The sequence below is a fragment of the Peribacillus simplex genome (assembly GCF_001542915.1).
Lineage (GTDB): Bacteria > Bacillota > Bacilli > Bacillales > DSM-1321 > Peribacillus > Peribacillus simplex_B.
Genome location: NZ_LNNH01000012.1, coordinates 119,801 through 132,242 on the forward strand (window position 1 = coordinate 119,801; position 12,442 = coordinate 132,242).

A 12,442-nucleotide genomic window follows, 5' to 3' on the forward strand; every position below is an offset into this window, starting at 1 on the left:
AGACACATCCCCGACCTCACATACACCAAAAATAAGCTCGCCCAACAAAAGGCGGAGCTTTTTTGGCGTACTTCGAACAGCTACTCCAAAGACTTAATTGCCAGCCCCAAATTATTTGCCACCGTTGTATAAAACTCCACATTCTTCTTATTATACGTCATCTTATTTTTGAGGATTCTTTTAATATTGATCAGTTGATATTCATTATATCGAATAAACACTGTAAATAGGGACTTTTCCATTTTATCGATGTCATCCAGCGAAACAGTGAAATGCCCTCGATTGCCTTCTATTTGTACGTCACATGTGATTTCATTATCGATCCTTTTTCTATCCCGTATTAATACAGACTCGATGCTGTTTATATCATCACCGTATATTTCAAAGCTTTGGTGGTAGACATTATCGATGATATAGGAATCTATTGCACGAGCAAGCATCGGGATCCTGACGAAGCGATATGTCCCTTCCAAAAATGGAAGTTCATAATAAGGCAACCCATCTTCGATATGATATTTTTTATTGGCATCTTGTTTTAACCATTGAAATACCCTTACGAAATCATCAATCCGATCCTCCATGAATAGTTCAAGCGCCAATTTATAAATAGGCACTTTGAATTCATCCTGAAAATCATATGGCAAGTTTTTCGCAGTTTCAACAGCTTCCCTTAATATTTCAATGAAATCTTCTTTGTTGTTGGATTTAACGAAAATTTGGCTGTCGAACGATTTGACTAAATCGTACTCATAAATCCGGTTAAGAGCGATCTTTTTCAATTCAGGGGCAATGTCTTTGGATTGAATATGCTTTATGATTTCAATATCCGCTTTTCTTTTGTCCAGCACACTTGTAACGCGCGTTAAAGAAGCTGGATTTTCTGAAGTCCTATTGACATAATAAATAGGTTTTTTAGTAGTCGAAACCGCTCCGACCGTAAAGAAAACATCCGTGAAGAACCATTTATCTTCACCGAATTTCATATTGGGAAAACCAATTTCATTTTCTTTAACCATCGACAGATTCATCATTCTCGCCGTAGGACCCATGTGATAGAAAAAGTGCGGGACATCCAGTGGGGTAATGCTTCTTCTTTCTTTAACCGAAGCGAACTCACCGATAACACTTTCTGACTCGGATTCGACTTTAACCGTTTTGCCCACTGCATAATCATCACCAGTTTCCTCCAGGATGTTATAGAGGCTTTCCAGTCCATCAGGCGCAAGCCAGTCATCTGCATCTAAAAAGGTTATATATTTGCTTGTTCCCAATTCAATTCCGATGTTTCTGGGGGTCCCTGGGGACCCGTTATTTTCTTGAAGGGACACTGAACAAATGTTTTTATATTTAGCCGCATACTCTTGAATGATTGTATAAGTATCATCAGTCGAACAGTCGTCAATGATTATATATTCGATCTCATCGATCCCGATGGATTGATTTATGACGGACTCAATCGTTTTCCTGATGAATTTTCCAGAGTTATAAGCAGCAGTAACTATCGTGACTTTTTTTTCTTTTCCTAAAAACTTATTTCTTAAGCTTGACGGATTATTTTTAATTTTTACAGCACTGCCCTTTAAAAGTTCCCTCGCTTTTTGACGTACCAAGATATTCATTCGAAATCCTCTCCTTCTATGTGTAGAGGTGCATGTTTCGATTAGGCAGCCCGTTCACCAGATACTAAAAGAACAATACCCTTTAAGTCATCAATCTTCGAAAAATTTATCCACGATTCGCTTTGTAGCTTTACCGTCCTCTATGCCGCAATATTTTTCCCTGAATAGACGATATCTTTCTTTATATTCACTGTTTATTCCATTGATATTGGTAATGGCATCGATAAGCTCCTCGGTCGTTTTCAAAAATGGACCTGGTGCTTCTTTATCAAAATCCATATAGAATCCGCGGATGTTATCTCGGTAATCCTCCAGATCATAAGTATAGTACAGAATCGGCCGGGCAGTATTCGCATAGTCGAACATGACTGAAGAATAATCCGTGATCAATATGTCAGAAATCAGGTATAGTTCCTGTATATCTGAATAATTGGATACATTCATGACGAAATCCCCGAATTCGCTCGGTATGCTGAGGTTATTACTTATGACCACATGCATCCTCAACAATAGGACATATTCATCGCCAAGCGCTTGCTTCATTCTTTCCAAATCGAATTTCAACTCGAAAACGAATTTATTATTTTTCGATGTTTGATTATCCCGGAATGTAGGGGCGTATAAGATGACTTTCTTCCCTTTTGGAATCTTCAGCTTGTCCGAAACGGATTCGGCAATGATGGAAGCGTCTTCCTTATAAAACAGATCATTTCTCGGGTACCCCGTTTCCAATATTTCCCCCTCATATTTAAAGGCACTTCTGAAGGCCGTGGATGCGTATTCGCTCGGTGATATTAAGTAATCCCATGTTTTGGTCGCCGCATGCACCCGATTTAAGTAACCTTCGTCCCTTCCCTGTATCTGTTCTATATCGAATAGCATTTTTTTCAGGGGGGTGCCATGCCAAGTCTGGATATAAGTCGTTTCCTTCCTTTTGCTTATATAGGTAGGGAAATTTTGATTATTTATCCAGTATCCTGCTCTGGCTAAATAATAATAGTATTCCGGGCTTAGGCGCTTTATCAGCTTCGTATTCTTCCCTTTTACAGGTAAATTGCCATTATAGACCCAAACTTTTTTATGTTTATTGTCCCTTTTAATTAACTCTTCATAAATATACTTCGGACTGTCTGCGAATTGCTTGCCTATTCCACTTTCAAACAGAATGAGGTTCTTATCGACAGGGAGAAGTCTAGACATCATTTTATATGCTTTTTTCATCACAGGGAAATAATATTCACTTTTTCTAAATCGAGTCATAACAAGTTTAAGGAACGGATGGTTATACACTTTAATGAACGTATCTTGATCCTTTTTTGCATGCTGAATCACTTCGAATATTCTCGAATTGGAATGTACATCGCGATATTTTATGAAGCGGTCAGCCTTGTCGATATACTTTTGCTTCATGACAAAATCATTTTTGGCATATTCGGCTAACCTATCCAGCAATTCATCCAATTCATTAACGATTTCACCGGGAAGGTCGTTATCCAAATCCAAATGTGATGGCCTTTTGCCTATGAAACGATTCCTATCGAATTGATAGTAAATCACCGGTTTATGCAGGAAACTAAAGTCAAAAGCGACACTTGAATAATCCGTGATCATGATCGCACTTTCCTTGATCAATCTTTGGACATCCACCTCACCCTGACTTATTACCCTAACTGGCGCATCTTTAAAATAAGCAGTGAATTTCTGCATATTAGGGTGAAGGCAAAAAATGATTTCAAACCCATTTTCTTCAGATAATTCATGTAAAACCGGATGATTCACCAATTTCTGATACCTTTCAAAATACTCGCTTTCCAAAAATATTTCATCGGAAGTGATCCAATCTCTCCAGGTCGGGATGATCAACAGCTGCCGTTTCATTAAAACGTCGTCCTTGAACAGTGAGTCGAACCTAGATAGTCCTGTTGCGAATACTTCTTTTTCGTTATATCCAAAATCGGTTACGATCATATCCTTTTCGAATTCTGAACTTACTAGGAACACATCCGTATTAAAACCGGAAGTGGCCTTTTTTCCATAGTTCGCCACCATGTTTTTCGTACCCATAACACCATGTTGAAGAAACACCTTAACACCCTTAACCCGATTTTTAAATTCAGATGTTCTTAAAGGATATAAATAGTCTGGATGATGTGAAGCAATGATGCGTGTGGACTCCAATGTCTTTTTAATATGATCCTTTGATTTGAAATATAGTACATTTCCAAAGGGCTCGACGTTCTTGGCTTCGACGGAATTTTCTTCTATTACATAATAAACTTCCCTTTCAGGATGTTCTTCCCTCATATATTTAAAAAAATGATAGCCGGTATCCTGGGCTTTATACGTTCTTTCTCCAACCAACCAGACATCTTTTTTCTTTTTAAATGAACCGAGAATTCGCCTCCACCCCATCATCCTTTTTAAATATCGATAACTTTCTTTAGGGAAATTGAACACTTCCAAAGACAAGTTGGATGCTTTAAAGGTATAGTACGGGTTGACGATAGCCACCGTTTGATCCGACCTGACGTCGGTCTTTTTAGTGAATAGCTTAGCTCTGGTCGTCGGACGCCCTACGCGTACCAATTTCGGCACTTCCTGATCATGCAAATGTAATTTCATGTAAATATCATATATATCATCTTGCAAATCGGCACTGACCAGTTGTTCCAAATCCAGCATCATCTTATATATGTAACGATTCAGCCCATACTTTATGATATGCATTTCACGATTATGGATAAAAGACATATTCGCTTTGTATTCCTTGCCGCTTTGCCTTCCTCTGATGATGCCCTCACCTTTTATGACCTTTGAGTGCTTGGTGAAAATTTGCCCATTAATATGCAACATTTTCGATTTATTGGTTATTTTTTCAATTTGAGACTTAATCATTACTTTAGGGGGATTATTGACATATAGAGATAAATTCCCTTTATTAGTTATCGAAAAAATCATTTGATTATCTTCAAAGGAGTAGAAATTCAGATTTTCAATGTGCGTTTCCTGAAAGCGGCCTAGACGAATCGGATATTCTATATGGATCTGTTCAGATCCTTCTACATATTCAGCTTTATGCTCGATATTAAGGATTGTTTTTTTACTTAGCTTCTCAACTGGAACGGAAATCTTCATATAACAGTCATAAACAGAAGGGTCGCTGCCTTCTAATTTCCGTATTAAATCCGCGAGATTTATGCCAAACTCAAAATTGGCTGAACCGGCAATTTCAGCAATTTTTATTTTTTTATCTTCATGGTCTCTAGAAAATATCCATATTTCTTTTGCAAAATAATGTTCTTTTGAAAATGCACCTTTTATAAACAACATATTGTCTTTTTGCCCAATGGTCAGAACTTGTTTAAGCTTAATTTTAGGAGTTTTTGTTGCTTTTCTTTTTCCAAGAAGCTTCTTTATCATTTTAAACCACCTATAACAAATTATTTAAATAAGATGAATCTATATTGTACGTTAAAATCATAATCTTTTTTGGTTGTAGACTCAATATCATGGAACCGATAATTGAACCGCCCATATATTACCACCCAATCCTTATTGCTCAGCAGAATGTCCGTTGACTGGCTGAAATCGGTTGGGTGGCCCATCACCCCATTCATGAATGGCCATATCGAATGATAGATGTTCGATTTCAAAGCAGGTTCCTTCCATTTAATAAAGGTGTCTTACAATGGTAACCGACAGATTTGGAGCCTATACATGATGCCCCTCTGTCCCCCTCCATTCCTAACGGGTAAGCCCTCCTGGAGTTACTCTAGTTGTTCCCTCCTAAACATGATAAAATGTGATTCATATATGATCTCTCGAGACCATAAGATAAGAGTGATTGGAGTTTGATATTATATTTGTATACTTTTTAATATACTTCTCTCTCCATAGGTACATTATAATTAACGTTCCCTAAAGAAGAATACAATGTAGTCGACATGTAACCTTAACTTAATAGTGTTATCTATAAGGAACATCGATGTAAAAAAATGTGGTTTAATTGTAAATAAATTGTTGTTTATTTGTAAAGCTATTAAGTTATAATTAGTGAGGTAAGACATTTTTGGTTTTGCCGCAGAGGCAAACATTTCATATAGTATTCTAATGGTCCAACTATATATTATTATGACTCATCATATGTAAAGAGAAATAAAGGGTCTTACAGGAGGAATAAAAATGAAGAAAGTAATCACTTATGGTACCTTTGATTTGCTTCATTGGGGACATATCAATCTATTGAAACGCGCAAAAGATTTAGGAGATTATCTTATCGTTGCCATTTCCACTGATGAATTTAATGCTATAAAAGATAAAAAGGCTTATCATAGCTTTGAAAATAGAAAAATGATTCTTGAATCGATCCGCTATGTGGACGAAGTCATACCTGAAGATAAATGGGAACAAAAGAAGGAAGATATCATTCGTGAAGGCGTGGATATCTTCGTAATGGGCGATGATTGGAAAGGCAAATTCGATGAATTATCCGAAGTTTGTGAAGTGGTCTACCTTCCAAGAACGATCGGCATTTCGACTTCCCAAATTAAAGATGACCTTTTACAAGTTACCAATGGCTAAAGAATTCGCGATAGGGATTTATCTTTTATGCTTCAAGATTTTATTCTCTATCTTTAAACTCTTCCCTTTACAAGACAAAACGACCTTTGTCACATCATTCGGGGATAATTGCCAATATATTGCAGATGAAATGGACAAGCAGGACATACCTGTTCAAAAAGTGTTTCTAATGAAGCCGAGCAGTCTTATACATGTGAAGGACGGTGGGAAATCCATCGTCCTTCCGTTTGAATCTAAAAATATCATGGCCTTATTCCAATCGATTTACCATATCGCTACTTCCAAATGGATCATCATTGATAATTATTTTGGCTTTCTTTCTGCGATTTCATTCAAGAAGCAAGTAAAGTGTGTTCAAGTTTGGCATGCGGCAGGTGCCGTTAAACAATTCGGCGCAAAAGACCCTTCCATTCAAAACCGTTCTGCCGCTGCCCGTAAAAGGTTTTTAAAGGTCTATGATACATTCGATTATGTTACGGCAGGTTCAGACAGAATGGCAGAAATTTATCAAGAAAGTTTTCAATTGCCAGCATCACGCATCCTAAGGACCGGGATACCTCGAACCGATTTCTTTTTCGATGAAGATTCAAAAAAAACGGCACGCCGTGCGTTTCTTGCCAAGTTTCCGGAACTGGAGCACAAAAAAATCATGCTATATGCCCCTACGTTCCGTAATGATGGATTGGATGATGGGAAGATTGCACTCGATTTGGAATTACTGTATAAAGAACTGCACGATGAAAATTATGCCATCCTGCTTAAACTGCATCCCGCTGTTAAAGCAGATCATGATCTTCAGATTAAATTCCCTGGGTTCGTTTATTCTGTAACGAGTGAATTTCATGTCAATCAACTGCTTATAAGTACAGACCTTTTAATAACTGACTACTCTTCCATTCCGTTTGAATTCTCCTTTTTAAATAGACCGATGATTTTCTTTGCCTATGATTTAGCCGAGTATGAACAAGAGCGGGGATTTTGGGAGGATTATACAACATCCATGCCCGGACCGGTGGTATCCACCACGAAGGAGCTGCTGAGGGAAATCCGTTTCTCCGATCGCTCATTAGTGAAGATCGCTCCCTTTAACCAAAAATGGAACCAATACTCGGCAGGAGCCTCAAGCCGAAATGTAGTTGATTATCTTTTTAAATAACAAAAACCCCCTTCATGAATGAAGGGGGTTTTGTTCGTATAACCGTCATTTTTTTTGTAAAAAAAGGGTATTTTAACAGCGTGTGACAAACTTTTTGATTTTTCAGACATATATGAAAAAAGACTCATAATATAGAAAATATTGTTGGTTTAATCACCATTTCCAAACCAATATAAACCAGTATAATACTACTATTTTCCCCTTGTAACAAAAATGTAATATTTTTTCGCAGGATTATTTTGTTAGAATAGGGAAAAAGACATATTAGAGGTGGAAAATCGTGAAAAAAAGTGTAGTCGCATTTTCGACAATAGCCATTTTATCTTCAACTTTCGTTTCTCCTGCCCTTGCCGGTACATATACAGTGAAAAGCGGCGATACGCTAAGCAAGATCGCACAGAAACATAATACGACGGTACAAGACTTAAAACAGCTAAATCATTTAAAAACCGACTTTTTGAAAATCAATCAAAAGTTATTGACATCAAACTCCAAAACAACATCAAACCATTCTTCGGTTTCCATGAAAAAAACAAAGAATACCACATATACCATAGTCTCTGGCGATACGTTAACCCGGATAGCGAACAAGCATAACCTGACACTAGCTGAATTGATGAAAATGAACAACCTTAAATCCGACAGAATTTATGCAGGCGCCAAACTTATCGTATCCAAATCAACTACAACCACTACCGTTGAATTACCCAACAGCTCCAAGCCATCCAATGATACACAGCCCCCGGTGAATTCGGCTACATACATTGTGGTGAAAGGCGACACGCTCTCAGGGATTTCCAGAAAGACCAATGTATCAGTAGCGCAGCTTAAAGCGGCCAACTCGTTAAACTCGGACTTAATCATAGTGGGTCAAAAACTGAAATTAAGCAAAACATCCACTTCTGCCAATCCAGGGAAAAATGATGACAAGATAGAAGCACCGAATTCAGGAAGTAAAGTAACCAAGCTCGTTTCCGAAGCGAAGAAATTGATAGGAACGCCTTATTCGTGGGCAGGCGCCTCGCCATCAGGATTCGATTGCAGCGGTTTCATTTACTATACATTTAAGAAGGCCGGATATGAGGTTTCCAGGCTTTCATCCTCCACATACTATGATATGGGCAAAAAGGTGACCTCACCTAAAAGCGGTGATCTTATCTTTTTTGCAACCGGTTCAAATAAACACGTAGTTAGCCATATGGGCATCTACTTGGGCGGAGGTCAGTTCATCCACGCCTCGTCAAGTAAGGGCGTAACAATCACTTCTACTTCAAACTCTTATTTCCAGAGCAGGATCATCGGTTATAAAAGTTTATAAATTGCCATGTCCAGGCTTTCACTTATGGCCTGGACATTTTCATGTCAAAACGACACATCCTCATTCCTTAGAATAAAAAAATCGGCGGCGAAGGGATCAGTACAACCTGACATCCTTCGTTTTTTTAAGTGAAAATAGGTAAAAATGCACTCTACCTACAAAAAGATACTATTCTATTTTTAACAGAAAAAAGGTATAGTTAGGGCTAGGCACTTTTTCATACCTTCCATTTTTGTTGGATGGTTCAGGGAGGAATTTAGATGAGATCTGAACATAAAAAGAAAAAAAAGAAACGCAAAACGTTTAAAATAATCGGCTTTACCCTACTTATCCTTTTCATAGGCGCAGGCGTTTATGCAGCCTCCGTTTATCAATCCCTTGCAGGCGCAATTCACACGATGCAGGGAACGGAGCATAAAACGGATAAGCGTGTAGATGATATTAAATTCAAAAGCAAAGATCCCTTTTCAATCCTTATCCTTGGTGTGGATGAAAGAAAAAATGACAAAGGCCGATCAGATACGATGATTGTCATGACAGTCAATCCTAAAAAAGAATCCATTGAATTGTTGAGTTTGCCAAGAGACACACGCACCGAAATCATCGGTAAAGGTACGACTGATAAAATGAACCATGCCTATGCATTCGGCGGAGTTTCCATGTCGATCAACACAGTCGAAGCGTATCTAGACATTCCAATCGATTATTACGTCAAAATGAATATGGAAGGTTTCCAAGATATCGTGAATGCGGTAGGCGGTGTCACCGTCGATAATGATATGGACCTTGCCTATAAAGGCTATACCTTCAAAAAAGGCACGATTGACTTAAATGGTAAAGAAGCCTTGATTTATTCCCGTATCCGTAAGGAAGATCCTCGCGGTGATTATGGACGCCAAATGCGGCAACGCCAGGTTATCCAAGCTGTCATGAAAAAGGGTTCAAGCCTTTCGACACTCACCAATTATGATGATATCTTCAAAGCATTAGGGAAAAACGTTGAAACCAATTTAACCTTCAACGAAATGCTCAGCATCCAGAATAACTATAAATCTTCACTGAAGAACATTGAACAATATACACTTCAAGGTGACAATCAAAGGGTGAATGGCATCTTTTACAACATTGTCCCCGACGATAAAAAACTCGAAGCCCAAAACCGGATCAAAACACATTTGGGATTATAACCGAAAGAGGATGACTTAATTGCCATCCTCTCAGACTTCAGACAAAAAAAGGGTTTCGGAATGATCTCATTCCGAAGCCCTTTTCATTTAAGCAGATACTTATCTAGATCATCATCGGCAACCAACTGTCCCTGGAACCGAATCCGTTTTCTTTCCTAAGCCTTCCTGTTGAGCAATGGGCAAGCCATCTCTGTGCTACATCTAAAGGAAACGAAACATCCAATTTACAAACCCTCCAAAACTGTGGGCTGAAGCTCCATTTCAATCCCCACGCATAGGGCAAGGGAACGCAAGGCAGCGAGACTCCTGCGGGAATTGCGTGTCTACGTGAGACCCCACAGGCGGAAAGCAAAGGCTGGCTCACGGACCGCCTCTGGATAAGCGAGCGCCTGCAGGAAATGAAACGGTCTACTTACAAATCCCCCCAATACTGTAGGCAATTGATATCCTAGCTCTGTTTTCACACAGAATGCAATTAAACATATGTTGGAAATCCAGTCCCACAAAGATTGTAGACAAACTCCCATTGTTACCCGAGTTTGTCTACATCCTTTCTTCAATCCCCCGATTGTTTAAAATAGTCGGTAATGATCACTTGATCACTCAGATCAATTTCCCTTTGGTCTTTTGGTGAGAATTCTTCGACCTTGCCTTCTGCATTTATTTTCATTTGGGAGCCATAATCTCCTTTCAATATCAAGGCACGCCCCTCCTTCCCATTCAGCATGCTTTCGCCAAAGTATGTAGAGCTCTTAATACCAAACAAATCATAAAGGGTCGGTAAAATATCTACCTGCCCCGCTACCTTATCAATCGTTTTTCCTTCCATATCCTGCTGATACATGATGACCGGGATGGGCATATACTTGGCCATCCACTCGTCATCGCTAATCTTACGTCCATAGTACGCTTCAACCGTGGGTTTATCTTTTAAAAAAAGCCCATCATGATCACCGTAAAGGACGATCACGCTGTCCTTCAGCTTGCCAGCATCCTCCAGCTTCTTAACGAATCCGCCGATCGCCGAATCCGTATAATGCATGGCCTCAAAATATTTAGTCAGGTAACTTTCTTCCTTTCCTGCTTCAGGTTTCAACGTTATTCTTTCCTTTGGCAGCGAAAAGGGAACATGACTGGTCAATGTCACAAAAAAAGCATAATACGGATCTTGTTTATCTTTTAAGATCTTATAGCTTTGATTGAAGAAACTGCGGTCTCCCAACCCCATTGATATGATTTCATCCTGCTGCATATCCTCTATCGAATAATATTCGGAAAACCCCAATGAAGGATACGCATGCTGACGATTCCAAAAGTCCTCCTCATCTCCATGAAAAGCAAAGCTTTGATAATCCGATTTTTTTAACTCTTTGGCAAGGCCAGGAAAGTCATTATAAGGGAACCGAAAAAATGTCGCACCTTGCTTCAAAGGATATACACCCGTATTCGTAATCAGCTCACCATCAGACGAATTCCCGAATACTGTCTGGGGATATACATGCGGAAAATACAATCCTTCTTTGGCAAGTTCATTCATGAAGGGCGTGACTTCCTGTCCGGCACTCTTCTGAAATAGCGGAAATGCCTGTAATGACTCCACCTGGATAAGGATGAGGTTCTTCCCCTTCAGCGAGCCAGATAAGGCATGAAACGGCTTGGTCTTTTTATTGAAGTAATCGGAAACGGCTTTTTTATCATCCGCAGACATCACATGCTTTCCTGAATCCGCAAAGTAGGCATACGTATCCAATACATGATGTCCAATCGGACCCCAGTTCCGCAAAAACGTATTCGCCTCATAGCGCCGGGTGATATCGACTTTGTCGATGAAAATATTTTTTACCGGCTTAAGCCCCGCGACCATCAGAAATAGCAGTGCCGGTATAAGCGCCATGTGCTTGAGGGGATATTTCTTTTTCACGAACGACTCGGCGATTGGAATGCCCACCAGAAGAAAGAGGGCATCCTTGATTTCCATCATGCTGAATATACTCTCACCCAGCCCATTCAGATTACTTTTTTGCATCCACAAATAAGAATTCATGGGTGTCGCGTAATAACGGTAAAACCAAATATCGGCAAGGAAAAAGGCCATGATCGATAGTAAGGACAGTGAAAAAAACGCTCCTTTCACGACCCTGTTCGATACCCACTCCTTCAGATAAACAATAAAGCCGGCAATGCCTACGATGATCGTGATTATTCCTATAGAGAGATGATTGCCCATCTTGGCATTCGTATATATGAAAAGCATGGTCACGATTGAAACCGACAAAATCTCTAATAGCCTCTCCTTCAATCGCTGGTTAACGTTATCCTTCATGCTCCTGCCACTTTCCTCTTCATGATTTCCAGGGTCAGGCCTGGTTACGGAAGATTCTTATAAATATTACTTAGCGTTGCCATTTATGAAACTTTGCAGACAGAAAACATAAAACAGGATAAATAATTGGCATAAAAAAAAGCCTCCATCAATGGATGAGGGCTTTCCTTGTTGCTAAACTCCTTCTTCATTCTCGCATTTCACAGGCAGGCAAAAAAAGGAGAACCCCTTTGTCCAGAACATGTGCAGGTTTTCCTA

At 39.2% G+C, this 12,442-nt stretch carries 8 protein-coding genes; 4 read left to right on the top strand and 4 right to left on the bottom strand.

The features are described 5' to 3' along the window. Positions 1 to 80: 80 nt before the first annotated feature. From AS888_RS05760 to AS888_RS05770, 3 genes are all read right to left on the bottom strand, one after another. A complete protein-coding gene (locus AS888_RS05760) occupies positions 81 to 1,619 on the bottom strand; it encodes a glycosyltransferase family 2 protein (protein ID WP_061141224.1) in 1,539 nt (512 codons plus the stop codon). A gap of 90 nt (positions 1,620 to 1,709) precedes the next feature. Next, positions 1,710 to 5,039: a CDP-glycerol glycerophosphotransferase family protein gene (locus AS888_RS05765; protein WP_061141225.1), complete on the bottom strand. Its 3,330-nt coding sequence runs from the start codon at positions 5,037 to 5,039 to the stop codon at positions 1,710 to 1,712. A gap of 20 nt (positions 5,040 to 5,059) precedes the next feature. Continuing rightward, positions 5,060 to 5,272, bottom strand: coding sequence for a hypothetical protein (locus AS888_RS05770; RefSeq protein ID WP_061141226.1), 213 nt, complete (start codon positions 5,270 to 5,272; stop codon positions 5,060 to 5,062). A gap of 529 nt (positions 5,273 to 5,801) precedes the next feature. On the opposite strand from AS888_RS05770, the gene tagD reads away from it, so the two are divergent. The 4 genes from tagD to AS888_RS05790 all read left to right on the top strand — a co-directional run bounded on the left by tagD (position 5,802) and on the right by AS888_RS05790 (position 9,861). Beyond that, the gene (gene tagD, locus AS888_RS05775) at positions 5,802 to 6,200 is read left to right on the top strand and encodes a glycerol-3-phosphate cytidylyltransferase (RefSeq protein WP_061141227.1); all 399 of its coding nucleotides are present in this window, start codon (positions 5,802 to 5,804) and stop codon (positions 6,198 to 6,200) included. Further along, positions 6,193 to 7,356: a CDP-glycerol glycerophosphotransferase family protein gene (locus AS888_RS05780; protein ID WP_061141228.1), complete on the top strand. Its 1,164-nt coding sequence runs from the start codon at positions 6,193 to 6,195 to the stop codon at positions 7,354 to 7,356. The genes tagD and AS888_RS05780 overlap by 8 nt, the downstream gene beginning before the upstream one ends. 280 nt (positions 7,357 to 7,636) lie before the next feature. Then, complete coding sequence (locus AS888_RS05785) at positions 7,637 to 8,674, top strand: C40 family peptidase (RefSeq protein WP_061141229.1); 1,038 nt, start codon at positions 7,637 to 7,639, stop codon at positions 8,672 to 8,674. Positions 8,675 to 8,934: 260 nt separating this feature from the next. Further along, positions 8,935 to 9,861: an LCP family glycopolymer transferase gene (locus AS888_RS05790; protein WP_061141230.1), complete on the top strand. Its 927-nt coding sequence runs from the start codon at positions 8,935 to 8,937 to the stop codon at positions 9,859 to 9,861. Positions 9,862 to 10,417: 556 nt separating this feature from the next. On the opposite strand, the gene AS888_RS05795 is transcribed toward AS888_RS05790, so the two are convergent. Next, the gene (locus AS888_RS05795) at positions 10,418 to 12,184 is read right to left on the bottom strand and encodes an LTA synthase family protein (protein ID WP_061141231.1); all 1,767 of its coding nucleotides are present in this window, start codon (positions 12,182 to 12,184) and stop codon (positions 10,418 to 10,420) included. Positions 12,185 to 12,442 lie beyond the last annotated feature (258 nt).